Source organism: Verrucosispora sioxanthis, assembly GCF_010560025.1.
GTDB lineage: Bacteria > Actinomycetota > Actinomycetes > Mycobacteriales > Micromonosporaceae > Micromonospora > Micromonospora palythoicola.
Map to the genome: position 1 here is coordinate 576,888 of NZ_SAIY01000005.1, position 23,483 is coordinate 600,370.

Annotated in this window: 19 protein-coding genes and 1 tRNA gene; 8 read left to right on the top strand and 12 right to left on the bottom strand. The window is 72.6% G+C overall.

Translation table 11 applies throughout. The annotated features are described in order from the left end of the window. Positions 1–45: 45 nt before the first annotated feature. Positions 46–666: an ANTAR domain-containing response regulator gene (locus tag ENC19_RS18295; RefSeq protein WP_164448329.1), complete on the bottom strand. Its 621-nt coding sequence runs from the start codon at positions 664–666 to the stop codon at positions 46–48. Between the two features lie 81 nt (positions 667–747). Here ENC19_RS18295 and ENC19_RS18300 point away from each other — a divergent pair. Together ENC19_RS18300 and ENC19_RS18305 are read left to right on the top strand one after the other, a co-directional pair. Further along, a tRNA-Leu gene (locus tag ENC19_RS18300) sits at positions 748–830 on the top strand. Between the two features lie 238 nt (positions 831–1,068). Then, the gene (locus ENC19_RS18305) at positions 1,069–1,491 is read left to right on the top strand and encodes a hypothetical protein (protein WP_235944862.1); all 423 of its coding nucleotides are present in this window, start codon (positions 1,069–1,071) and stop codon (positions 1,489–1,491) included. Between the two features lie 29 nt (positions 1,492–1,520). Here the strand turns inward: ENC19_RS18305 and ENC19_RS18310 are convergent, their stop codons facing one another. Next, positions 1,521–2,696, bottom strand: a complete 1,176-nt coding sequence (locus ENC19_RS18310) for a trans-sulfuration enzyme family protein (RefSeq protein WP_164448330.1) — start codon at positions 2,694–2,696, stop codon at positions 1,521–1,523. 83 nt (positions 2,697–2,779) lie between these two features. On the opposite strand from ENC19_RS18310, the gene ENC19_RS18315 reads away from it, so the two are divergent. Both ENC19_RS18315 and ENC19_RS18320 read left to right on the top strand, forming a co-directional pair. After that, positions 2,780–3,259, top strand: a complete 480-nt coding sequence (locus tag ENC19_RS18315; protein ID WP_164448331.1) for an Lrp/AsnC family transcriptional regulator — start codon at positions 2,780–2,782, stop codon at positions 3,257–3,259. Between the two features lie 56 nt (positions 3,260–3,315). Then, positions 3,316–4,320, top strand: a complete 1,005-nt coding sequence (locus tag ENC19_RS18320) for an LLM class flavin-dependent oxidoreductase (protein WP_373688845.1) — start codon at positions 3,316–3,318, stop codon at positions 4,318–4,320. A gap of 273 nt (positions 4,321–4,593) precedes the next feature. On the opposite strand, the gene ENC19_RS18325 is transcribed toward ENC19_RS18320, so the two are convergent. Further along, positions 4,594–6,858 (bottom strand): rhamnogalacturonan lyase family protein, encoded by a 2,265-nt coding sequence (locus tag ENC19_RS18325; RefSeq protein WP_164448398.1) that lies wholly within the window; start codon positions 6,856–6,858, stop codon positions 4,594–4,596. 270 nt (positions 6,859–7,128) lie between these two features. On the opposite strand from ENC19_RS18325, the gene ENC19_RS18330 reads away from it, so the two are divergent. Continuing rightward, complete coding sequence (locus ENC19_RS18330; protein WP_328824295.1) at positions 7,129–8,577, top strand: pyridoxal-dependent decarboxylase; 1,449 nt, start codon at positions 7,129–7,131, stop codon at positions 8,575–8,577. A gap of 55 nt (positions 8,578–8,632) precedes the next feature. Here ENC19_RS18330 and ENC19_RS18335 read toward each other — a convergent pair whose 3' ends face one another. From ENC19_RS18335 to ENC19_RS18355, 5 genes are all read right to left on the bottom strand, one after another. Next, complete coding sequence (locus ENC19_RS18335) at positions 8,633–9,595, bottom strand: sulfite exporter TauE/SafE family protein (protein WP_164448333.1); 963 nt, start codon at positions 9,593–9,595, stop codon at positions 8,633–8,635. A 142-nt stretch (positions 9,596–9,737) separates the two neighbouring features. Continuing rightward, on the bottom strand, positions 9,738–10,199 hold the full coding sequence (locus ENC19_RS18340) for an RrF2 family transcriptional regulator (RefSeq protein ID WP_164448334.1): 462 nt from the start codon (positions 10,197–10,199) through the stop codon (positions 9,738–9,740). A gap of 114 nt (positions 10,200–10,313) precedes the next feature. Further along, entirely contained in the window at positions 10,314–11,195 is an 882-nt protein-coding gene (locus tag ENC19_RS18345; protein ID WP_164448335.1) for an acyl-CoA thioesterase, read from the bottom strand. Continuing rightward, positions 11,192–12,640, bottom strand: coding sequence for a pyruvate kinase (pyk, locus tag ENC19_RS18350; RefSeq protein ID WP_164448336.1), 1,449 nt, complete (start codon positions 12,638–12,640; stop codon positions 11,192–11,194). The genes ENC19_RS18345 and pyk overlap by 4 nt, the downstream gene beginning before the upstream one ends. Before the next feature lie 244 nt (positions 12,641–12,884). Further along, positions 12,885–13,250, bottom strand: a complete 366-nt coding sequence (locus ENC19_RS18355) for a YciI family protein (protein WP_164448337.1) — start codon at positions 13,248–13,250, stop codon at positions 12,885–12,887. A gap of 221 nt (positions 13,251–13,471) precedes the next feature. Between ENC19_RS18355 and ENC19_RS18360 the strand changes: the two genes are divergently transcribed. After that, positions 13,472–13,792 carry a hypothetical protein gene (locus ENC19_RS18360; RefSeq protein ID WP_164448338.1) on the top strand — a complete coding sequence of 107 codons (321 nt, stop codon included), beginning with the start codon at positions 13,472–13,474 and terminating at the stop codon, positions 13,790–13,792. A 541-nt stretch (positions 13,793–14,333) separates the two neighbouring features. Here the strand turns inward: ENC19_RS18360 and ENC19_RS18365 are convergent. Next, positions 14,334–14,756: a CHAT domain-containing protein gene (locus tag ENC19_RS18365; RefSeq protein WP_164448339.1), complete on the bottom strand. Its 423-nt coding sequence runs from the start codon at positions 14,754–14,756 to the stop codon at positions 14,334–14,336. Positions 14,757–14,919: 163 nt separating this feature from the next. Further along, positions 14,920–18,567, bottom strand: coding sequence for a hypothetical protein (locus ENC19_RS18370; protein ID WP_164448340.1), 3,648 nt, complete (start codon positions 18,565–18,567; stop codon positions 14,920–14,922). Between the two features lie 123 nt (positions 18,568–18,690). On the opposite strand from ENC19_RS18370, the gene ENC19_RS18375 reads away from it, so the two are divergent. Then, on the top strand, positions 18,691–19,566 hold the full coding sequence (locus ENC19_RS18375) for an aldo/keto reductase (RefSeq protein ID WP_164448341.1): 876 nt from the start codon (positions 18,691–18,693) through the stop codon (positions 19,564–19,566). Between the two features lie 205 nt (positions 19,567–19,771). Here ENC19_RS18375 and ENC19_RS18380 read toward each other — a convergent pair whose 3' ends face one another. Beyond that, positions 19,772–20,581, bottom strand: coding sequence for a lipase family alpha/beta hydrolase (locus tag ENC19_RS18380; protein WP_164448342.1), 810 nt, complete (start codon positions 20,579–20,581; stop codon positions 19,772–19,774). 227 nt (positions 20,582–20,808) lie between these two features. Further along, positions 20,809–21,618 carry a TerC family protein gene (locus ENC19_RS18385; protein WP_164448343.1) on the bottom strand — a complete coding sequence of 270 codons (810 nt, stop codon included), beginning with the start codon at positions 21,616–21,618 and terminating at the stop codon, positions 20,809–20,811. A 209-nt stretch (positions 21,619–21,827) separates the two neighbouring features. Here ENC19_RS18385 and ENC19_RS31465 point away from each other — a divergent pair, with 209 nt between their 5' ends. Beyond that, positions 21,828–23,177, top strand: a complete 1,350-nt coding sequence (locus ENC19_RS31465) for a pentapeptide repeat-containing protein (protein WP_164448344.1) — start codon at positions 21,828–21,830, stop codon at positions 23,175–23,177. Positions 23,178–23,483: the final 306 nt, after the last annotated feature.

Sequence of the window (23,483 nt, forward strand, 5' to 3'; positions counted from 1 at the left end):
ACGGGAGCCCCTGGCGCCGGCCCCGACCAGGCCGCCCGACCGAACCTACTGGGCCGGCTCGGCCACCTCACCGCCGGCGGTCTCGGCGAGGATCCGCTCGGAGACCTCCTTCATGGTCATCCGGTGGTCCATCGCGGTGCGCTGGATCCACTTGAACGCCTGCGGCTCGCTCATGTTGTAGGTGGTCATCAGCGCGCCCTTGGCCCGCTCGACGGTCTTGCGGACCTCCAGCCGGTCGGTCAGCCCGGCCACCTCGGCCTCGAGCGCGGCGATCTCGGAGTAGCGGGACAGGGCGATCTCCACCGCCGGCACCAGGTCGCTCTTCTGGAAGGGCTTGACCAGGTACGCCATCGCACCGGCCGCCCGAGCCCGCTCCACCAGGTCACGCTGGCTGAACGCGGTCAGAATGATCACCGGTGCGATCCGGGCCCCGGCGATCCGCTCGGCGGCCGCCAGCCCATCCATGATGGGCATCTTGATGTCGAGAATCACCAGGTCGGGCTTGAGTTCCTCGGCCAACCGGATGGCGGCCTCGCCGTCACCGGCCTCGCCGACCACCTCGTAGCCCTCCTCGGCCAGCATCTCAGCCAGGTCCAGCCGGATCAGCGCCTCGTCCTCGGCGATCAGTACCCGCCTGCGCGCGGCATCCGTCTGCGTCTCGGCCACGAGCCACTCCCACCATCGTTTCCGGCACGGCTACCACCCATGCTCCCGCACGAGCGTAGTCGGGTACAGTAAGCCCCACCCGCCGGGATGGTGGAACGGCATACACGGAAGTCTCAAACACTTCTGCCCGAAAGGGCTTGCGGGTTCGAATCCCGCTCCCGGCACTCTTGCCATACACGTGTTCGATGATGGCGGCGTGCACCCTCCCGAAATGCGGAATCGTGTCCGCGCCTTACGTGCCCAAGGCCACAACATCCGCTCGGCGGCCCGTGCCCTCTCGCTCCCGTACACCACCGTTTGGCACTGGGCGACGGCCACCTCGTCACCAGCGCCCGGGTACCGGTCCTGCGCATCTACTGCTCCGACAGTTGGCCAAACTTGATCTCGCTATGCGAACAGGCCATGCGCGCGGTGCTGGCAGCCTCCGTGCAACGCGTGCAGAAGCAGGGCTGCGTCGGCGTGCAGAGTTACGGCACGCACTGGCCCTGCCTGCTGCCACAACATGGCCCCGGCAAGAAGCACGAGCGACGGATAGTTCTCACCGACTGGCAGGAGCGGATCGTGCGGGCGGTTCCCGGTGACTTTCTCCGGGGCCTGTTCCACTCCGACGGCTGCCGGATCGCCAACCGGGTCACCGTACGCGCAAAGACGTACGTCTACCCGCGCTACATGTTCGTCAACGAGTCCACCGACATCATGGGGCTGTGCCAGTGGGCGCTGGACCTGCTCGGCGTCGCCTGGCGGATGAACCGGCCCAACAGCCTCTCGGTCGCGCGCCGGGAGGCGGTCGCCGCGCTCGACCGGCACGTCGGCCCGAAGTCGTGACCCGAGCACCACCGACCGTCGCACCCGGGTCAGATCGCGGCGAGCGCGTTCTCCAGGTCGGCGCGCAGGTCCTCCGGGTCTTCCAGGCCGACGGACAGGCGCAGCAGTCCGCCGCCGGGTTTGGCCGCCGCCTCGACGGGGCGGTGGGTCAGTGACGCCGGGTGCTGGATGAGCGTGTCGACGCCACCGAGGGAGACGGCGTGGGTGATGAGCCGGCAGGCGTCGGCGACCGCCGCGGCGGCGGGTGCGCCGCCGCGTACCTCGAAGGCGAGGAGGCTGCCCGGGCCGGACATCTGCCTGCCGACGAGCCCGGCCGGGTCGTGGGTGCCGGGGTGGTGGACCTGTGCGACCGCCGGGTGCGCGGCGAGCCAGAGGGCGAGTTTCTCCGCGCCGGCCTGCTGGGCGCGGACCCGCAGCGGCAGCGTCTGCAGGCCGCGGTGCAGCAGGTAGGCCCCGAGGGGGTGCAGGATCGCGCCGGTGAGGGCGCGGACCTGGCGCAGCCGGGTGGCCCACTCGGCGTCGCAGGCGATCACTCCGGCGAGGACGTCGCCGTGGCCGCCGATGCTCTTGGTGGCGCTGTGCAGCACCAGTCGGGCGCCGTGCCGGGTGGGTTGCTGGAGCACCGGGGTGGCGACGGTGTTGTCGATCAGCAGGGGCACCTGGCCGGCGGCGTCGGCGAGGGCGGCGATGTCGATCAGGTCGAGGGTCGGGTTGGCCGGTGTTTCGGCGATCACCAGGGCGGTGTCGGGGCGGATGGCGTCGGCGACGGTGTCCGGGCGGGCCCAGGTGACCTCGGTGCCGAGCAGGCCGGTGGCGAGGACGTGGTCGGTGCCGCCGTAGAGGGGGCGGACGGCGACCAGGTGTCGTCGGCCGTCGCGGGTGGCGGCGAGCAGGGCGGCGGTGAGCGCGGCCATGCCGCTGGCGTACGCGACGGCTTCGGCGGTGCCTTCGAGTTCGGCGAGGGCGGTTTCGAAGCGGGCGACGGTCGGGTTCCACAGCCGTTGGTAGACGGCGCTGGTGTCGGCGGGGAGGGTGCCGCCGGTGGCGAGGGTCTCGTAGGCGTCGCCGCCGGTGTGCACCGAGGGCAGCGGGTTGGTGGTGGACAGGTCGATCGGCGGCACGTGGACGCCGAGGGCGGCGAGGTCGTCGCGGCCGGCGTGCACGGCTCGGGTGTCCACGGTCGTCATGTCGAGAGGATCGAACATCCCGCCCATTGCGGGCAATAGTTCCGAACATTATTCGCCATAATCGCTTTCGGAGCCGGTGGCGTTCGGTAGAGGATGGCGGCATGCCCCCCGTATCGAACGATGTTCGGCCGTTCGCGGCTCTCGACGACACCGACCGCGCCATCCTGTCCGAGCTGGCCGGCGACGGCCGGTTGCCGAACAATGCCCTGGCCGAACGGGTGGGGGTGGCGCCGTCGACCTGCCTGGCGCGTACCCGGGCGTTGCGGGAGTGTGGGGCGATCCGGGGTTTCCACGCCGAGGTGCATCCGGCGGCGCTGGGGTTGCCGTTGCAGGCGCTGGTGTCGGTGCGGCTGACCGAGCACGCGCGGGCGGCGGTGGACGCGTTCCGGGCCCGCTCGGTGCGGCTGCCGGGGGTGGTGTCGGTGTTCCACGTGGCCGGCGCGGAGGACTACGTGCTGCACGTGCGGGCGGCCTCGGCGGAGGCGCTGCGCGACTTCGTGCTGGACCATCTGGCGGTGGATCCGGCGGTGCAGCACACCCAGACCAGCCTGATCTTCGAGCAGGCCCGCGGGTCGGGTTGATCACGTCGCCGGCCGGTTCGGGAACAGAACCGGCGTAGGCCGGGTTGGCCAGCCGTGTGATCGACGTTCCGTTGTCTGTCCTGGACCTCGCCCCCGTCGCGGCCGGTGCCTCCGCCGGTGAGGCGTTGCGGCACACCACTGAGCTGGCGCGACGCGCCGACGAGCTGGGCTACCACCGGTTCTGGGTGGCCGAGCACCACAACATGCCGGCCATCGCGTCCTCGGCGCCGGCGGTGCTGATCGCGCACCTGGCCGCGCACACCACCGACATCCGGCTCGGCTCCGGTGGGGTGATGCTGCCCAACCACGCGCCGCTCGTGGTCGCCGAGCAGTTCGGCACCCTGGAGGCGCTGTATCCGGGACGGATCGACCTGGGCATCGGCCGGGCGCCCGGCACCGACCAGGTGACCGCGTTGGCGCTGCGCCGGACCATGGAGGGCCTGTCGGCCGAGGGTTTCCCCCGGGAGCTGAACGATCTGATGGGCTACTTCGACGAGACGGCGTCGGGACGGATCACCGCGACTCCGGGGCGTGGGCAGCGGCCGGCGGTGTGGTTGTTGGGTTCCAGTGGGTTCAGTGCGCAGCTGGCCGGCGCGCTGGGCCTGCCGTTCTCCTTCGCGCATCACTTCAGCGCGCAGAACACGTTGCCCGCGTTGGCGTTGTACCGGCAGAGTTTCCGCCCGTCGCGGTGGCTGGAGCGGCCGTACGCGATGGTGGCGGTGAACGCGGTGTGCGCGGAGTCCGACGAGCGGGCCGAGTGGCTGGCCGGGCCGGCCGGGTTGTCGTTCCTGCGGTTGCGGTCGGGGCGACCGGAGCCCCTGGCGAGCCCGGACGAGGCGGCGGCGTACCCGTACACCGACGTCGAGCGGGAGTTCCTGGCACAGCGCCGGCAGGGTCAGGCGAGCGGTTCCCCGGAGACGGTACGCCGGCAGTTGAGTGAGCTGCTGGAAAGCACCGACGCGGACGAGCTGATGGTGACCACGATGGTGTACGACGTCGCCGATCGGGTGCGTTCGTTCGAGCTGATCGCGACGGAGGTGGCCGGCGGTCTGTGTCGCTGAGGCGGCGGCCGACGGCCGGCGGGCCCCGGTGGCCGGTGCGGCAAGGTGGCCCAGGTCACAGCGTTTCGGGCGTCGTGAAACACGATCTTCACGGCAGCGTCACCCTCGCGACGCGGAGCCCGCCTAACTTTGTATCCGGTGGTGGTACGGCACTCCCCGGTCGGGACGGGTCGGGGGTGCCGCGGTGTGGGGCACCGGGCCGCAGTTGTGCGGATTCCGCGATTGCGGCCCGGTGCCTTCTCCCTTTCTTCTACCGCTTGTGCACCCTGGCGGTCAACGCAGGTAGATGTTGGGCGCGGGCGGCGTGCTCATGCCGTCGCCGAGGAAGAAGCTCGGGTGCGGGGGCTGGTTGTAGGCGGTGTTCTGCCAGGCGATGGCGACCCGGTACTGCAGGTCGTGCATCAGGGTGTGGAGCTGGATGCTGGTCGGGGTCGGGGTGCTGTAGATGCGCAGGGCCCGGCTGTCGGTGGTGCGCCACACCACCTCCTCCCGCCAGTCACCGAACAGGTCGGCCGAGAGCGCGGGAGTGGCCTTGGTGCCGTTGTTCGACGCGACGCCACTGCCGGTGAGCAGGCGGGTGTCGCCGCCGGTGCCGTACTTGTCGATCCGGGTGGCGTCGAGCAGTTCGCGGACCGGGTCACCGTCCCACCAGACGAGGAAGTTCGTCGAGGACGGCTTGCGGCCGATGTTCTGGCCCCGGGTGTTGGCCAGGCCGCTCACCGCGGACGACCAGGATTCGGCACCGGGGCTGCCGGCCCAGATGTCGCCCGAGACGCCCCGGCCGTTGTCGCCGCCGGTCGGGGTGGACCAGAGGATCTGACCGGTGCGGGCGTCGGCGAACCAGGAGCTGGGCTTGCTGCCGTCCTCGCTCACCTTGAAGTACTCCAGACCCGGGCGGGACGGGTCGAGGTCGCCGACGTGCCCGGCGTCGCCGTGGCCGTGGCCGGTGGACCACAGCAGGCGGCCGTTGTCGTCGATGGTGGCCGCACCGTAGACGATCTCCTGCCGGCCGTCGCCGTCGACGTCGGCGACGGAGAGGCTGTGGTTGCCCTGCCCGGCGGCGGCGCCGTTGCCGGCGGCGTTGGAGTCGAAGGTCCACCGCTTGGTGAGCGCGCCGTTGCGGAAGTCCCAGGCGGCGATGACCGCGCGGGTGTAGTAGCCACGGGCCATGATCAGCGACGGGCGTTGCCCGTCGAGGTAGGCGGTGCCGGCGAGGAACCGGTCGACCCGATTGCCGTAGTTGTCGCCCCAGGAGGAGACGGTGCCGCGCGGCGGGTCGTAGGTGACGGTGGACAGGGCGGCACCGGTGCTGCCGTCGAACATGGTCAGGTACTCCGGGCCGGCGAGGACGTAGCCGGCGGAGTTGCGGTGGTCGGCGTTGGCGTTGCCGATCACCTGGCCGGTGCCGGAGCGGGTGCCGTCGGCGGTCTTCATGGCCACCTCGGCACGGCCGTCACCGTCGTAGTCGTACACCTGGAACTGGGTGTAGTGGGCACCGGCCCGGATGTTGCGGCCCAGGTCGATGCGCCACAGCCGGTAGCCGGGCAGGGTGTACGCGTCGAGGTAGACGTTGCCGGTGTAGCCGGACTGCGAGTTGTCCTTGGCGTTGGACGGCTCCCACTTGACCACGAAGTCGTAGTCGCCGTCACCGTCGAGGTCGCCGACGCTGGCGTCGTTCGCCGAGTAGGTGTACGCCTCGCCGCTGGGTGTGGTGCCGCCCGGCGGGACCTGCAACGGCACGTCGAGATAGCCGGCGGGGAACTGCAGTGCCTGCACGGACTGGGTCTGTTCGACGCCGTCCACCAGGGCCCGCAAGGTGTAGTTCGCTCCGGCCGGCGCGCCACTGTCCAGGTAGTTGGTCGCGCCGGTGATCGGGCTGGCGTTCACCCGGTTCGTGCCCCGGTAGAGGTTGAACGCGACGCCGCTGGTCTCGGTGCCCAGCAGCCGCCAGGAAACCAGGTTGGCCGACCCGGAGCGGACGCTGACCAGCCCCCGTTCCAGGTTCTCCGCCTGCATCGCCCCGGGCGGTGGGGTGGGCGGTGGGGTGGTCGGCGATGGAGTCGTCGACGGCGCCACGGTGGGTGACGGACGCGGCGTGCTGGACGGTGGGGTGGTCGGCGTGGGGGTCGGCGTGGGGGTCGGGGTGGTGGCGCCGGTGCAGGTGGTGCCGTTCAGCGCGAAGCTGAGGGGGGCCGGGTTGCTGCCGTTCCACGAGCCGTTGAAGCCGAAGTTGACGCTGCCGTTGGTGCCGATGGCGGCGTTGTAGTCGACGTTGCGGGCGCTCACCTGGGCGCCGGACTGGGTGACGGTGGTGTTCCAGGCCTGGGTGACCTGTTGCCCGGCGGTGTAGGACCAGGTGAGGGTCCAGCCGTCGACCGGGTCGCCGAGGTTGGTGATGGTGACGTCGGCGCCGAAGCCGCCGGTCCACTGGTTGGTGACGCGGTAGTCGACGCGGCATCCGGCGGCGGCGGCCGAGGCGGTCAGGGTGGTCAGCACGCCGGCGGCGGCGACCGCGGTGGCGGTGGCCGCGGCGAGCAGGGCCGCCCGGGGGCGGTGCGAGGCATGGTTCCTCCGGTGGAGGTCGGGACGCGCGGCGTCCGGTGCTCCGCCGGCCGTGCCCGGGGCCGGCGGGTGTTCGTCCACCGGCCGTGCCCGGGCCGGCGGCTGGGCCGCGCTAGCGGAAAGGATCCATCTGATCGATGAACATGAGTGCGTTCCCGCGCATCTGTGATGCTAGGGCAAGCGTTTTCTGCGCACAATCGATCCGCCGCCTTGCTCTACCGCGGCTCCTTTTGATCCACTCGCCGGGTGGCTGCACACATGACGCCGGAGGAGTTCCGCCGGGCCGGGTACGCGGTGGTCGACTGGATCGCCGACTACTGGGCGACCCTGCCCCAACGCCCGGTGACCTCCCAGGACCCGCCCGGCACGGTGGCCGCCGGGCTGTCGGCCGGACCACCGGCCCGGGGTGAGCCGGTCGAGGCGGTCCTCGCCGACCTGGACAAGCTGGTCGCACCCGGGCTCACCCACTGGCAGCATCCGGGCTTCTTCGGGTACTTCCCGGCCAACACCTCGGGCCCCAGCGTGCTCGGTGACCTGGTCAGTGCCGGGCTCGGCGTGCAGGGCATGCTCTGGGCCACCGGCCCGGCGTGCACGGAACTGGAGACGGTGCTGCTCGACTGGCTGGCCGACCTGCTGGACCTGCCGGCCCGGTTCCGCTCCACCGGCCGCGGTGGTGGCGTCATCCAGGACTCCGCGTCCTCGGCCACCCTGGTGGCCACCCTGGTCGCGCTGCACCGGGCCGCCGGTGGGCGGTGGCGCCAGGCCGGCGTCGACCGTCGCTACCGGGTCTACGCCTCGACCGAGGCGCACTCGTCGGTGGAGAAGGCCGCCCGGATCGCGGGGCTGGGCGCCGAGGGCGTACGCCTGATCGAGGTGGATCCGGCGACCCGGGCGATGTCGCCGGCGGCGCTGCGCGCCGCGATCGAGGCGGACCGGGCGGCTGGACTGGTGCCCGCCCTGGTGGTGGCGACCGTCGGCACCACTTCCACCACGGCGGTGGACCCGCTGCCCGAGCTCGGTCCGATCTGCGCCGAGCACGGTGTCTTCCTGCACGTCGACGCCGCGTACGCGGGCGCGGCGGCGGTCTGCCCGGAGTTGCGGTTCGGCCACGCGGGCCTGGAGTACGCCGACTCGTACTGTTTCGACCCGCACAAGTGGCTGCTCACCGGCTTCGACTGCGACGCGTTCTGGGTGGCCGACGCGGGCGAGCTGGTGGAGGCGCTGACCGTGCTGCCGGAGTACCTGCGCAACGCGGCCACCGAGTCCGGCGCGGTGATCGACTACCGGGACTGGCAGGTGCCGCTGGGTCGGCGGTTCCGGGCCCTGAAGCTGTGGTTCGTGTTGCGCTGGTACGGCGTCGAGGGTCTGCGCGAGCACATCCGTGGCGGCGTCGCGCTGGCCGCCGGGTTCGCCGACCGGGTCCGCGCCGACGAACGGTTCGAACTGGTCGCCGACCACCCGTACGCCCTGGTCTGTTTCCGGCTGCGCGGCCCGGACGGGCCGAACGAGCGCCTGCTGGCGGCGGTGAACGCCACCGGCCGGATCTACCTGACCCACACCCGGGTCGCCGGCCGACACACGCTACGCCTGGCCGTCGGCGCCCCACAGACCACCCAGGCCCACGTCGACGAGGCCTGGCAACTCATCTCCCACACCGCGACAACCCTCTCCCCTCCACCATCTCGTCGATCATGAGGTTGTTGTCCCCGCGCCCGGCGTGTCGGGACAACAACCTCATGGTCAACGGGAATCAGGGCCGGCGCTCGTGCCCGGCACCGACCGGCTCGGCGGGGGCGGTGGTCTGTGCGGAGGCGGGCGGGGTGTCGGCGGCGAGGGTCGCGGCGAGGGACCGCTCGCGGCGGGTCCGCCGCAGCACCCGGACCGCAAGCGTCAGGGCGGTGATCCATCCGGCGGCCAACAGCAGGTAGACGATCACCGGCAGGGAACCGTCCACATCGCCGGCGCGCATCAGGACCCGGGCGTTGGTCAGCACGATCACGCCACCGACGGCCGCGCCGAGCAGTTGGGCCGGCACGATGCGGACCAGCCAGGCCGCGACCGGTGCGGCGATCAGGCCACCGGCGAGCAGCGCGAGCACGATCGGCAGCAGGAAGCCCTCGGTGCCCAGCCCGATCAGGAAGCCGAGGCTGGCGGCGGAGGCCACGACGAACTCGGAGGTGTCCACCGACCCGATCACCTTGCGGGGCTCCAGCCGACCGCTGACCAGCAGCGCCGGGGTGGCCACCGGGCCCCATCCACCACCGCCGGTGGCGTCGACGAAGCCGGCGACGAGACCGAGCGGGCCGAGGAAACGCCCGCGTAGCCGGCCGGCGGCCGGGTTTCGGCGCAGCGGCCGGGAGAACCGGACGAGCAGGTACGCCCCGAGCGTGAACAGGATCGCGGCCATCCATGGGGCGGCCGACTCGGTGGACAGGGCGCTGAGGAAGGTGGCACCGGCGAAGGCACCGAGCGCGCCGGGCACCGCGATGCGGCGCACCACCCGCCAGTCGACGTTGCCGAACCGCCAGTGCGCGGTGCCCGCGGCGAGCGTGGTGCCGATCTCGGCCAGGTGCACCGAGGCGGACGCCGCCGCCGGTGCGACGCCGACCAACAGCAACAGCGTCGAGGAGGTCAGCCCGTACGCCATGCCGAGGGATCCGTCGACGAGTTGCGCGGCGAGCCCCACCAACGCGATGACGAGCAGCTTGCGCACGACGCCTCCCGGCTAAATTGGTATCTCCTATCGGCTTGGTCGACAATGCGGGATGCCGGGGCCTCCGGTCAACCCCGCTATCAGTCAGTGAGACGACAACGTCGCCCGACGCGTGGCGTCCGGGGTGCGCCGGCGGGTCCGGTCAGGTCCAGGCGGCGGGATCGGCGACCAGCTTGGTGACCGGCTCGGGCAGGGTGCCTCGCGCCACGTCGGCGACGGTGACCAGTTCGAGGATCTGCCGCTCGCTGGCCCGCAACGCGATCCAGACCTCCTGCAACGCCCGCGCCGCACCCTGATAGCCGAGGTGCTCGGGGCGTTGGCCCCGAATATGGGCAAGCGGCCCGTCGATCACCCGGATCACCTCGGCGAGGCTGATCTCCTCGGCCGGCCGGGCCAACCAGTAGCCGCCCTCCGGGCCGCGCTGGGCCTGCACCACGCCGGCCCGACGCAGTTGCAGCAGGATGCTCTCCAGGAACTTCGGCGGGATCTGCTGGGCCCGCGCGATCTGGTCGGCGGTGACCGGTCGACCCCGTCCAGCCCCGGTCACCGAGGCCAGTTCGGCGACCGCTCGAAGGGCGTAGTCCACCCGGGCTGAGAGACGCATGTCGGACAGGTTAACGGTCGGGTATCCGGGCGCTGCCTGGCGGCCCGGACACCGGACCTGCCGGGTCGCCGGGGCCTGCCGGCCGGACGGCCACCGCTCGGCAGGACGGGTCGGCTAGCCGCCGACCCGGCGCAGCAGTCCCTCCTGGACGGCGCTGGCGATCTGGCTGCCGGCCACGGTGAACATGCGGCCGGTGGCCAGCCCGCGCGCTCCGGAGGCCGACGGGCTCCAGCAGTCGTAGAGGAACCATTCGTCGGCGCGGAACGGCCGGTGGAACCACAGGGCGTGGTCCAGGCTCGCCCCCACCACCCCGCCCGGTCCCCACACCTCGCCGTGCACCGAGAGCACCGAGTCGAGCAGGGTCAGGTCGGAGGCGTAGGTCAGGGCGCAGGCGTGCAGCAGCGGATCGTCGGGCAGCTTGCCGTCGATGCGCATCCACACCCGTTGGTGCGGGTCGGCCGGCCGGTCGCCGGGACGTACCCAACCGGGCTCGCCGACGTAGCGCACGTCGATCGGTCGGGGAATCTGCCCCCAGATGCCCAGCCGTTCCGGGTAGCGGGACAGCCGGTCGGTCATGGTCGGCACCGACTCGGGCCCGGGCACGTCCGGCGGCAGCGGGGCGTGGTGGTCCAGCCCCTCCTCCGGCCGCTGGAACGAGGCGGACATGAAGAAGATGGGCTTGCCGTGCTGGAGCGCGACCGACCGACGCACCGAGAAGGAGCGGCCGTCGCGGATGTTCTCCACCTCGTACTCGATCGGCTCGACCGGGTCGCCGGCACGCACGAAGTAGCCGTGCAGCGAGTGGACCACCCGCTCCGCGTCGACGGTGCGGCCGGCGGCGACCAGGGCCTGCCCGGCGACCTGGCCGCCGTACACCCGCTGCGGACCGACCGGCGGGCTCATCCCGCGAAACGACATGGTGCCGGTGGGCGCGAGGTCCAGGACCTCCAGCAGCTGGTCGACGGCGGCCTGCCCGACGAGCGAGCCGTCGGTCACTGCAACGCCCGCGCCGTGGCGGCGTCGACGAGCGAACCGAGCTGGTGCACCCGCAGGGTGTTCGTCGAGCCGGGGCTGCCGGGCGGGCTGCCGGCCACGATCACCACGTAGTCGCCGGGGTTGCCCCGGTTCAGCCCGAGCAGCGCCTGGTCGACCTGGCGGAACATGTCGTCGGTGTGCTGCACGAACGGCATCAGGAAGGTCTCCACCCCCCAGGAGAGGGCGAGCTGCGCCCGCACCTCGGGCACCGGCGTGAAGGCCAGCAGCGGCAGGTCGCAGTGCAGCCGGCTGAGCCGGCGCACGGTGTCACCGGTCTGGGAGAACGCGACGAGCGCCTTGGCGCCGATGGCCCGGGCGATCGAGGAGGCGGCCACGGTGAGCGCGCCGCCGTGCGTACGCGGGTCGTGCTGGAGGCGGGGCACCAGGATCGATCCGGCCTCGGTGGTGGTGACGATCTTGGACATGGTGCTGACCGTGAGCACCGGGTACTTGCCGACGCTCGTCTCACCGGAGAGCATCACCGCGTCGGCACCGTCGAGCACCGCGTTCGCCACGTCGGAGGCCTCGGCGCGGGTCGGCCGGGAATTCTCGATCATGGAGTCGAGCATCTGGGTGGCCACGATGACCGGCTTGGCGTTCTCCCGGCACAACTGCACCGCGCGCTTCTGCACCAGCGGCACCTCGTCGAGCGGCAGTTCCACGCCGAGGTCACCGCGGGCCACCATGACCCCGTCGAAGGCCAGCACGATCGCTTCGAGGTGGTCGACCGCCTCCGGCTTCTCGACCTTGGCCAGCACCGGGCGGTGCACACCGACCTCGCTCATGATCGCGTGGCACAGCTTGATGTCGTCGGCGGAGCGGACGAACGACAGGGCGACCAGGTCGACACCGAGGCCGAGCGCGAAGCGCAGGTCGGCGGCGTCCTTCTCCGACAGGGCGGGCACGCTGACCGCCACGTTGGGCAGCGAGACGCCTTTGTTGTTGCTGACCGGCCCACCCTCGGTGACCAGCACCCGGATGTCGTTGCCGGTGACGTCGGTGACCTCGACGGCGACCCGGCCGTCGTCGATCAGCAGCCGGTCACCGGGCTTGACCTCCTGGGGAAGCTTGCGGTACGTGCAGGAGACCCGCTCCTTGCTGCCCACGACGTCGTCACCGGTGATCACCACGGAGTCACCGGTACGCCACTCGTGCGGCCCGTCGGCGAACCGGCCGAGTCGGATCTTTGGCCCCTGGAGGTCGGCCAGGATCGCCACCGGCTGGCCCGCCGCCTCAGCCGCCTCCCGGACGAGCCGGTAGACCGACTCGTGGTCGGCGTGGCTGCCGTGACTGAAGTTGAGCCTCGCCACGTTCATGCCGGCTTCGACGAGCCCACGGATGCGCTCGGGCGACGAGGTGGCGGGGCCAAGAGTGCAGACGATCTTCGCGCGGCGTGTCACGCCCATCAGGCTAGTCTCTCCTCCGGGTCGGACCACCGGCCGACCCCTTGCGCAATGTGGAACAGTTGTCCAACGGCGCGCGGCCCAGTGGCGCGGCCGGCGAGCGTGGGCCGCTCCGGACGTCGACGGCGGGCAACGGCGACCGCGCGCCGGAATGGTACGCCCCCGGCGCCAGGCCGCGTGGGGGCGCTCCGGGTCGACAACTGTACGCGCACCGCCGACAACCCGCCGTGACCGCGGCTGGAGTGCCTCAGCTTTCCGTCTTGACCAGCGGAAACTCCAGCGAGCCGGCCGGGCAGAGGAAGGTCATCACGTCCACCCGGTAGAGGCCGGCCTGCACCGCCGGATCGGCTTCCATCACGCTGCGGACATCGTCGACCGACCCGGTCCGCGCCAGACCGAACCCCAGCGGCGGGTCCGGCTCCCGGGCCTGGCCGTCCACCGCCCCGGCGACCAGGATGATGCCCCGCTGCTGCATCGCCTGCATGTGCCGGGCGTGCTCGGCCTGCAACCGCTGGATGGTCTCGGGCGGCAACGCCCGCCCGGCGGCGCCGGGATACAGCACGATGCACTCGTAGGTGTCGAGCGCGAAGTCGACCTGCGGCTCCCCTGACATGGCTTCCCTTCCGCACGGCCCGCCGACGCCAGGCGGTGCACGCGGCGGTACCGTCCAGCCTCCCACGGACGGTCCGCCCGTACCGGCGCTCCGCCGATCCTGCTCCCGGCACCCGCGTCCAGGCCGATCACCGGGTCCGCCCGCGCGCCGGGTGACCGGCGGGCGGGCGCTCGCTACCGTGTGCTCGTCGTCGCGGCGACGACGGTGGGAGGGGTGCGGCGGTGCGCGATGGTGAGCCGGCGGCGGAGCCGCTGCCGTACGCGGAGGTCACCGACACCGGGTACGGCAGCCGGGTCGCGGAGACGTTCTCGGTGCGCCGGTACGGTCCGGCGGTGCTGCTCAGCGGCGACTGCCCCCGCTGCCAGCACCCGATCAGCTGCCCGATCGTCGACGAGGTGTACCGGCGGGAGGCACCGCAGGCAGCGGTCGACCCCGGCTACCGGACGCTGCTGTGCAGTTGCGCCGCCGACCATCCGGCCCGCCCCGACGGGTTGGCCGGCTGCGGCGCGTACTGGACGGTGACCCTGGAGGTCGAGGCGTGATCCGACTGCGGCCCGGTCCCCCGGCGACCCGTACCGACCTGCGCCGGGCGCAGGAACTGGCCGCGTTGCTGCGCGGCGAACTGGACCGGGTCCGGGCCGCCGCGCTGGCCTGGCGCAACGGGCTGGGGCGGCCTGCTCGTCGCGCTCGTCGGGTTCAGCCTGATCCGGGGTCGCTCCGACGTCAGCACCCTCGCACCGGGCTGGGGCGCCCTGGTCGGCGTACTGCTGCTGGCCGCCGTCGTGGCCGGGGTCGCCGGGGCGCTGGCGCTGCTGCGGGCCGCGCACGGGCCGCTGTCGGTGACACCGGTCGCCGAGCTGCTCCGGCTCCGCTCGGCGAGCACCGCGGGCCCTCGCCGCGGCCCGGGCCCTGCGCCTCGGGGTGCTGCTGGTGCTGGCCTGCACCGCCCTGCTGATCGCCGCCGTGGGCGTCACCTGGTACGCGCCCGGCCAGCCCTGACCTGAGCCGGTGCCCGGTCGCGGGCCGTGCGTCGTCGACCGGCTCCGGGGCGTCCGGTGAAATCCGGAGGGCGACCGCGCCCGGTCAGGGGCCGACGTGTGCGTAGCCGGCCCAGAGCTCCGGCAGGTCGGGCAGGGCGGCACGCACCTGCCGGACGGCGTGGTGCAGGGCGGACGCCGCCCGTTCCGGGTCGAGACCACCGGGCACCGCCAGCGCCGCGTACAGGTCCTCGCACAGCTGCACGGTGAGCGTGTCGGAGATGGCCCAGAGCGCGCCGATGACGTGTCGGAAACCCGCCAACTGGAACGCGGTGCCCAGGGTCAGCGCCTCGTCCGGCAGGGCGGCGCCACCGCGCACCGTGTCACAGGCGGACAGGACCGCGAGCGCGGCCGTGGTGCCGGCGGGCCGCCACAGGTCCCGTGCGTGCAGCGGACCGCCGGCCAACGCGAGCCGACCCCGGGCGGGTGCGGCCAGATCCTGGGTGCCGTGACAGCTCAGGTGGACCACTGGCGTTCCCGGCGGGGCAGTCGAGCACCGCCGAGGCAGTGGCGCTCGGCCCGGTCAACGTCGTCACGTCGGTCACGTACCGGCGCACCACGGCCTCCTCCCCGCCGCGCCAGGCAGGTCCGCCAGCCCCGGCGTCCGCGGCATCCCGACCACCAGGGTGAGGTCACCGGCGCGGAGCTGCTCGCCGGCCCCGCCGAGGCCTCGGATGAGCGCCCGCAGCGAGGCCGTGTACGGGGACGACCGGTCGAGGACCCTGCTCCCGCCACCCGATGGGCGGCGGCGTGCAGGGGCAGCAGGGTGAAACCCGTGGGACACCACCACAGGCGGGCCGGGGCGGCCCCGGTATCCGGTGAGCGCGGCGGGCGGGTCCACGCGTCCAGCACCGGGGCGACGACCACCGCCACAACCAGTCGAGGTTTCCGGGATCCGGCGGCGGAACCGGCCCAGCGGCGCTGCGCCTCCGGACCGGGTCGCCGACGGGCGCGGTGACCTCGGCGAGCCCGGTCAGGAAGTACGCGGCCCGCACCTGCAGCTCGCCGAGGCTCAGCTCGGGCAGCGGCACCGTCGTCACCCGTCCCCCGCTGACCAGCAGCGCGTCGCACCGCCGGTCGGCGACGTTGACAAGCACCACCGGACCGTCCTCGCCGGCCCGGGCCAGGTCGGCGAAGGGAGGTGGACGGAGGAAACGGCCGAAGTCGGGCAGCTGCCGGATTTCCGCAAGCACCTCGCGCCGCTGGACGGCCAACTCGTGGCGGCGCTCCGAGCCCACCCCCGGCTCGTCGTCAGCCGGTCGGACCGCCACCGCGAGGACAGCAGCGGTAGGCCCGCCGAGCGGTGCCGGCCCGGTCGGACCGGCCACCGGCACCAGCCGGTCGAGGGCGGCCTGCGTGGCGGCCAGCCGTTCGGCCAGGTGGGGTGCCCGCGCGCGCAGCGCGCGCCAGGTCGGCCCGGCGTCGTGGGCCCGGGTGAGCAGCACCCCTCGGCCGTACTCCAGCAGCTCCACCGCGCGTTGCGGCCGGTCGAGCGCGATCGCCACCGCCGCGGCGTCGCCGGCCAGGCCGGGAACTGCCCGAGCAGCCGGCCCTGGTCGTCGAGGTCCATGCCGTGCCAGGCCACCAGGTCGAGGCAGTTCGATCGCCGTGGTGTAGCCCGCCAGGGCGGCCGCAGGTCGCCCGCCTCGCGGCGGAAGCGGCGTACCGCCGCGCGGCGACCGCCCGCAACAGCGACGGCGCCGCCTCGATCGCGGCGGCCTCGCGCAACGCGCCGATCGCCTCGGCCAGGTCGACCGGGGGCAGGTCGCCGCCGACGGCCGAAACGACGGCGGTCGAGTCCGCTGTGCCCCGTGGCGGCGGGCCGTCGGAGGCCGGGCCGTCGGGGCCGGGCCGTCGGGGGCCGGTTGGGCGGTGGCGTCGGCCGGAGCGGTCGCGTCGGCGGTGGAGTGGGTGATCTCCTCGACGGCGACGGCCAGGTTGCTCAGGCACATGGTCCGCTCCGGATGGTCCACCGGCAGGGCCGCCACGGCCGCCCGGTACGCCGTCAGCATCTCGCGGGCGTCGGGGGCGTTGCGCCTGGTCCGGAACCTGATCAACAGCGCGTTGCCGAGGTTGGTCAGCAGCCGGTACCGGTCGCCGGCCGAGGTGGCGGCCGCGTCGGCGAGCGCCCGCAGCAGGGTGACCGCCTCGTCGAGCACGGCGGGATCCTCGGTGAGCTGGTGCCGCAGCAGGTGGCTGAGCGCGAGCGTGCGCACGATCCGGACGCGTTCCTCGGGCTCGGCCTCCCGTTGCGCCAGCTCCGCCGCCTCCCGGAGCAGCGTGACCGCCTGCTCGGCGTCGGTCAGCGCGGCGGCGCGGGCCTGCTCCGGCGTGGCACCGTCGGTCGGCAGCGCGGCGTTGACGACCAGTTCGGTGCGCCGGTTCAGCGCCGATCCGAGGTTGAACAGCCCCCACATCCGGTCCGGATTCCCGGGCGGAGCAGCGGCCACGGCCCGCCGCAGCACCACCATCGCGTCGGTGAGGATTGCCAGGTCCTGGGTCCGGCCGAAGAGTTCCTGAAGCGCCAGGCCGAGATTCGACAGGTAGAGCGGCAGCTTCGCGGGATTCGCCGGGTTCGCCGCCGCCTCGCGCAGCTTCGTCACGGCGAGTTCCAGCAGCTCCGGCTCGCCCGCCCGGTCGGCCAGGTCACGCAGCGTGTCGCCCAGGTTGTTCAGCAGGTCCGGCCGCGACGGATGATCCGCCGGCAGCAGCCGCTCCGCCTCGGTCAGCACCTCGCGGGCCTGCCGGAGGGTCGCCAACCCGTTCAGGTCGGCGTGCCATCGGCCCAGTGTGTACCCGAGGTCGCAGAGCACGCGGGCCCGCTGCTCCGGGTCGGTCGTCCCGTCGACCGCCGCTCGCAACAGCCGCTCCGCCTCACGCAGGTCGTCGGCCCGGCGATGCAGCGCGTAGCGCGCCTCCAACAGCTTGCCCTCGGCCTGCCACAGCCCGCCCACGTCCTGCCCGTCGAGCCGAGGTCCGGCCGCCGCCGCCCGGTACGCCTCGATCGCCGCGTCCAGGTCGGCCGGGGTCTTCCGCCGTTCGTGGCGCTCACCGACGAGCCCCGCCAGGGTGACCCGGGCCAGGCCGCCCTGTTCCTCGCTGAGCCCCGAGGCCAGCGCGGCACGGTTGGCCTCGATCGCCGTGTCCAGGTCGCCGTCGGTGCCGCTGGCCACGAACCGTCTACTGGCCAGCGTCGCGTACGTGAAGAGCACCAGCGGGTCGGCCCGGACGGACACCGCCTGCGCCAGCACGTCGACGGCCCGGTCGAGGTCGGCCGGCTCACCCCGGCGCTCCCAGCGTTCCCGCAGCTGCCCGGCGAGGTTCACCCGAGCCATCAGCCACACCGGCGCGTCGGCGGGAGCGGCCCGGGCCGCGTCGCCGAGCAGCTGGATCGACTCGTCCAGCGCCGCGACGTCCCCCGCCTGTTCGAACCGGTCACCGAGGACGTTGCCGAGGTTGAACAGTCGGGTCGGACGTTCCGGGTCACCGGCCGGGGTCGACTCCAGGCTCTCCCGGTGCGCGTCGATCGCCGCCGGAAGCGACCGCTGCCGGCCCAGCCGCAGGTACTGCTCCCGGTGCACCCGTCCGAGCGCGGAAAGGTAGTGCAGTCGTTCGGGTGCGCCGGACGGTGTCCCGACCAGCGCCCGTTCCAGCAGCGCCTGCGCCTGGTCGGCCACCCGGTAGTCCCCGGAACGCTCGGCCCCCGCCATCAGCATGACCGCCTGGCCGAACAGCGCAGCGCCCAACTCGGCCTCGGGAGTGGAGCGCGCGGCCGGGACGCGAACACCGGGGGGCGGCGTACCGCTGCGCGCGCTGCCGGAGGGCCCAGAACCTGCCGTGTTCGCGGCACCGGCACCCGACGCCCCGATTCCGGAGCCGGGACGAGGATCGGCCCGGGCCGACGCACCGGAACCGACGTCGCGGCCGGGACCGGCCGATACATGCGCGCGGAGCATCGCCAGCAGCGACGGCGGTACCCGCTCCGGCGCCAGGCTGAGCAGCAGTTCGGTCAACCCGACCGCCTGGATGAGGTCCGGCCCGTCCGAGCCCGCCGGTAGGCACTGGTACCGGTACCAGTGCAGACAGGCCAGGAGGAACAGCGCCTCGGCCTCGCGTTCCGACGCACCCCGGCGGCTCACGCCGTCGAGCAGGTCGTAGAGCGGCCTGGCCTCCATCAGCGCCTCGTGGTCCAGCACCCACCGCGGCTCCATGGTGGTCCCGAAGCTGTCGAGCCGCTCACGCAGCCGCTGCACCGGATCGGACCTGAACCGTCGCCACATGCCAGCCCTCCCGTCGCAGGCACCGTCCCGCACAGCAGTAGCAGCCGCGGCGACCGGCCGCTGTCCCGAAGCCGACCGGGGTAATTTGGGGCTCCGACAGGCAGCGAACCGAAAGGTGGCCCCATGGCGCTCGACACCGGCACCCGACCGGCCAAGGAGTCCGGCACCTACCGTATCGGCGGCGATCTTCAGGTCGACCGGCTCGGTTACGGCGCGATGCAGATCACCGGTCCCGGGGTCTGGGGTGACCCGAAGGACCCGGCCGAGGCGGTCCGGGTGCTGCGCCGCGCGTACGAGCTGGGGGTGACGTTCATCGACACCGCCGACTCGTACGGCCCGTTCGTCTCCGAGCTGCTGATCCGCGAGGCGCTGCACCCGTACGCCGACGACCTGCTCATCGCGACGAAGGCCGGGCTGACCCGCAGCGGCCCGGGTGACTGGCGGGCGGTGGGCCGACCGGAGTACCTGCGTCAGCAGTGCGAGCTGAGCCTGCGCCACCTCGGGCTGGAGACCATCGGGCTCTACCAGCTGCACCGCATCGATCCGGCGGTCCCGCTGGCCGATCAGCTGGGTGAGCTGGCGCTGCTGCGGGAGGAGGGCAAGATCCGGCACATCGGACTCTCCGAGGTGACCGTCGACCAGATCGAGGCGGCCCGGCGCATCGTGCCGATCGTGTCCGTGCAGAACCTGTACAACCTGGCCAACCGCGACGCGGAGGACGTGCTCGACCACTGCGAAGAGCACGACCTCGCGTTCATTCCGTGGTACCCGATCGCGACCGGGGAACTGGCCCGACCGGGTGGCCCGCTGGACGCCGTGGCCGCCGAGCACGGCGCGACGCCCGCGCAACTGGCCCTCGCCTGGCTGTTGCGCCGGTCGCCGGTCGTGCTGCCGATTCCCGGTACGTCGTCCGTTGCGCACCTGGAGGAGAACGTCGCCGCCGCTCAGGTGCAGCTGACCGACGCCGAGTACGAAAGGCTCTCCGCCGCCACCACCTGACCCCCCCCACGCGCCATGCCGTGCGCCTGCAACTTCGGGGAAACTGCTGCCTGCGCCCGCCTGGACCGGACAACTTCGGGGAAACTGCTGCCTGCGCGGCCCGCCTGGCATCGGGGGTGTTGTCTGGGTCGGGCTTCGTCAACGGGCAGGTGGGGTGTTGGTGGCTGCGGCCCGGCGGCTCTGTGCAGCCGCCGGGCCGGGTGGGTCACAGGGCGAGGCAGTTGGGGTTGATCGCGGCGTCGCGCAGGGCCTGCCGGACGACGGTGTAGGTGGTGCCGTCGAGCACCAGGCCGAGGTGGCCGACCACGCGCAGCGGACACCGGGACTGGATCAGCACGTTCGTCGCCCCGTCGGCCAGCATCGCGTTGTCCACCGGTCGGACCAGTTCGTCCTGCCAGGTACGCACCGTGGTCCAGCGCACCGGGGCCGGCGTGTCGTCGCCCGCGTTGAGGGCGGTGAGGAACGACGATCCGATGGTCATCTGTTGGCAGGCGACCACGCCGGCGCAGCTGCCGAGGCCGAGGAACGACACGATGTTCGCCACGTAGGTGCCGTACTGCGGGGTGCCCAGGCTGACATAGCGTTCGACGGCCTCGCCGCCGCCGAGATTCTTGATGTAGTAGCGGCTGACCAGGCCACCTTCGGAGTGTGCGACCAGGTCGACCTTGGCACCCGCGGCGGCGGCACGGACCTGTCCGACATATCCGCGCAGCCCGGCGGCGGAGGCGGTGATGTCGCCGAGCCCGAGGTTGGGCAACTGGTAGATCCAGACCCGGTACCCGTCGGCGCGTAGCCGGGCGGCGAGTGGTTCGTAGACGGCCGCGATCCCGCTGAGCCCACCGACCACGACGACCGGATTGGCACCGGCCAGCGCGCGCAGGCCGTCGACTGCGGCCGCACCGGTCGGCGCGACGGTGGGCGCTGCCGTGGCGGGTGGAGCGGCGGTGGCGGGTGGAGCCGCGAGGACGGCGGCGACCGTGAGAGCGAGGACGGGGACAGCCTTTCGGAGCAGCATCGCTGCACCTCCCAAGGGGATCCCGGGGTTACCGGGTGGAGGCGGTGGGATGTCCGATCGACCGTGCACTGATGATGCGGGTCACAATCCAGAAACGTCAATGAAAAGTTACGCACGAGTAGCGGATGTCTGTGCCGGGCGCCCGGGAGCACGGCGGCGGCGCTGTCCACGTACGACGGACGCCGCACGCACCGGGTGGGTGCGTGCGGCGTCGAGTTCGGCGCGGGTCAGCTGGCGGGCGTGGTCTCCGGCTGCGACTCCGGCTCGGTGCGGGGCGAACCCTGCTTCACGTACGTCGGGTGCAACTGCACCGGCTGCCTCTCCTGCTGGCGACGCTGCCGCGCCCGGACCCGCAGGTTGAGGAACTCCACGAAGATCGAGAAGGCGATCGGGCCGTACACGTAGCCCTTCGGGATGTGCTGGTCGAAGCTCTCGGCGATGAGGCTCGCCCCGATGAGCAGCAGGAACGACAGGGCCAGCATCTTGACCGTCGGGTGCTGGTTGACGAACCTGCTGACCGCTCCGGCCGAGACCAGCATGATGATCATCGCGATGATCACGGCGGCGACCATGATGGCGAGTTCGTCGACCATGCCGACCGCGGTGATCACCGAGTCGAGCGAGAAGACCACGTCCAGCACCAGGATCTGCGCGATGACCGCACCGAACGAGACCACCTTGCGGCCCTCGCGCTCGTGGTCGGAACCTTCCAGATGCTCGTGGATCTCGTACGTCGCCTTGCCGACCAGGAATATCCCGCCGAGCAGCAGGATCAGGTCACGCCCGGATATCTCCTGCCCGAGCACGGTGAACAGCGGCGCGGTCAGACCGATGATCCAGGACAACGACGCCAGCAACAGCAGGCGGGTGATCAGGGCGAGCGAGATGCCGATCGTCCGGGCCCGGGCCTGCTGGTGCTCGGGCAACCGACCGGACAGGATCGAGATGAACACGACGTTGTCGATGCCCAGCACGATCTCCAGCAGGAGCAGGGTCGCGAACGCGATCCACAGCTCGGGACTGGTCAGGAACTCCATGCCATCCTCGACTCTCACGACCGGCCGCCGGGTCGGCACCCGGACCATCGGCTGATCTGCATCATGATGACCTACCGGGCCGCCACCCGCTTCGCAACCCCACCGGCCCCCGGCGCCCCGGCCGCATGCCACGACAGCGGCTCCGACAGCCCTCCGGCCGGCAGAGGCCGGGGCCTACGCCACGGACGGATCGATGGCATGCTGTGGCCGTGCCCGGCACCGCACCCCCCGACGAACGGTTGCGGGTCATGCCGTGGTGGCTGGTGCTCGTCGGGCTGCTGCTGGCCGCCCTGCTCGGCTGGTGGGTGCTGTCCTGGCTGCTCGGCGAGGCCAACCGCGCCACCGCGCCGGACACCCGGGCCACGCTGCGCATCGACGCCATCCGCACCGGGTTGACCGTGGTCGCCGGCACCGGTGGCGGGCTGGCACTACTGCTCGCCGCCCGGCGACAGTGGATAAGCGAGCGGGCGCAGCGGCACCAGGAGGTCGTCGCCGCCGCCGACCAGGCGCACCGCGACCGGGTGCAGGCGCACGCCGAGACGGTCGCCGAGGCCGGGCAGCGACACCAGGAACAGCAGGCTGAGGCCGCCGCGCACGACGCCGCCGAGCGCCGGCTGACCGAGCTGTACACCCGGGCCGTCGAACTGCTCGGCAACGACAACGCCGCGGTACGCCTCGGCGGCCTGCACGCCCTGGAACGACTCGGTCAGGACAACCCGGCGCAGCGTCCGACGATCGTGGGGGTGCTCTGCGCGTACCTGCGGATGCCGTCGCCGGACGACGCACGGGAGACGGAGGTACGCCGCAGCACGCAGCGGGTGTTGACCCGGCACCTGCGTGCGGACGGCGACGCCTTCTGGCCCGGCATGCGCCTGGACCTCGTCGGTGCGCGACTTGACGACTTCGACGCCGCCAGCTGCACCCTCGACGACGCCGACCTGACCGGCGCCACCTGCACCGGCACCACCCGGTTCACCGGTGCGACGCTGACCGGGCGGCTGGCCCTCGGGGCGAACTTCGACACCCTCCTGCTCGACGGGGTCGGCGGCGACGCGACGATTGTCCTGGACGGCGCCCGGCTGACCGGGCGGCTCAGCGCCGACGGCGCGGAGTTCGGTGGTCCGCTGTCGGGTCAGCGGGCCACCCTCGGCGAGACCTCCTGGCGGGGCAGCACGTTCCACCGGACCGCCACCTTCGACCACACGACCTTCACCGGCAGCGCCAGCTTCCGCGAGGCCAAGTTCCACGGTGGACTGTCCATGGAGCACAGCACGTTCGGCGGTGACGCCGACTTCCGGCGGGCCCGCTTCGGCGACCTGGCCCTGTTCCGCTGGACCGAGTTCCGGGCGGACGCGTCGTTCGCCGACGCCCGCTTCGCCGGGGCGGCCAGCTTCGGCCGGGCCCGCTTCCACGGCCCGGTCACCTTCGAGGGCGCCACCCCGGCCCGACGCCCCCTGTTCGACCAGGCCCGCGCCACCACGTCGGCGACCCACACCTGGCCCGACGGCGTCCGCGTCGAACCCCTGGACACCGACTGGCTTCTCCTCACCGACCCGTAGTCCCGCCACCTGCCAACCCCAACGCCGGCACCACCTGCGCTGTTGGCCCAACGCCGGCACAACCTGCGCTGTCGGCCCAACGCCGGCACGAATTGCGGCATATCGCGGTATCACGCGCTCCGGAAAGGCCGACATGCCGCGTCCCGCGAGCCCCAACAGGAACGGACACGCCGCGCCCCCTCAGGTCGACGGGGACGGCACGGAAGCGACTTGCGGCATGTCGCGGGCATCACGTGCCCCGGAGACGCCGACATGCCGCATCCCGCGACCGCCGTGGCAGCCGGCCGAGTCAGGTGTGCCGGGCGG

What these genes read in the sequence shown, in the direction of transcription:
- ENC19_RS18305 (WP_235944862.1), top strand. Translation starts at nt 1,069, where the DNA reads ATGCGCGCGGTGCTGGCAGCCTCCGTGCAACGCGTGCAGAAGCAGGGC.
- ENC19_RS18310 (WP_164448330.1), bottom strand. Translation starts at nt 2,696, where the DNA reads ATGTTCGATCCTCTCGACATGACGACCGTGGACACCCGAGCCGTGCAC.
- ENC19_RS18315 (WP_164448331.1), top strand. Translation starts at nt 2,780, where the DNA reads ATGCCCCCCGTATCGAACGATGTTCGGCCGTTCGCGGCTCTCGACGAC.
- ENC19_RS18340 (WP_164448334.1), bottom strand. Translation starts at nt 10,199, where the DNA reads ATGCGTCTCTCAGCCCGGGTGGACTACGCCCTTCGAGCGGTCGCCGAA.
- pyk (WP_164448336.1), bottom strand. Translation starts at nt 12,640, where the DNA reads ATGGGCGTGACACGCCGCGCGAAGATCGTCTGCACTCTTGGCCCCGCC.
- ENC19_RS18355 (WP_164448337.1), bottom strand. Translation starts at nt 13,250, where the DNA reads ATGTCAGGGGAGCCGCAGGTCGACTTCGCGCTCGACACCTACGAGTGC.
- ENC19_RS18370 (WP_164448340.1), bottom strand. Translation starts at nt 18,567, where the DNA reads ATGTGGCGACGGTTCAGGTCCGATCCGGTGCAGCGGCTGCGTGAGCGG.
- ENC19_RS18375 (WP_164448341.1), top strand. Translation starts at nt 18,691, where the DNA reads ATGGCGCTCGACACCGGCACCCGACCGGCCAAGGAGTCCGGCACCTAC.
- ENC19_RS18380 (WP_164448342.1), bottom strand. Translation starts at nt 20,581, where the DNA reads ATGCTGCTCCGAAAGGCTGTCCCCGTCCTCGCTCTCACGGTCGCCGCC.
- ENC19_RS18385 (WP_164448343.1), bottom strand. Translation starts at nt 21,618, where the DNA reads ATGGAGTTCCTGACCAGTCCCGAGCTGTGGATCGCGTTCGCGACCCTG.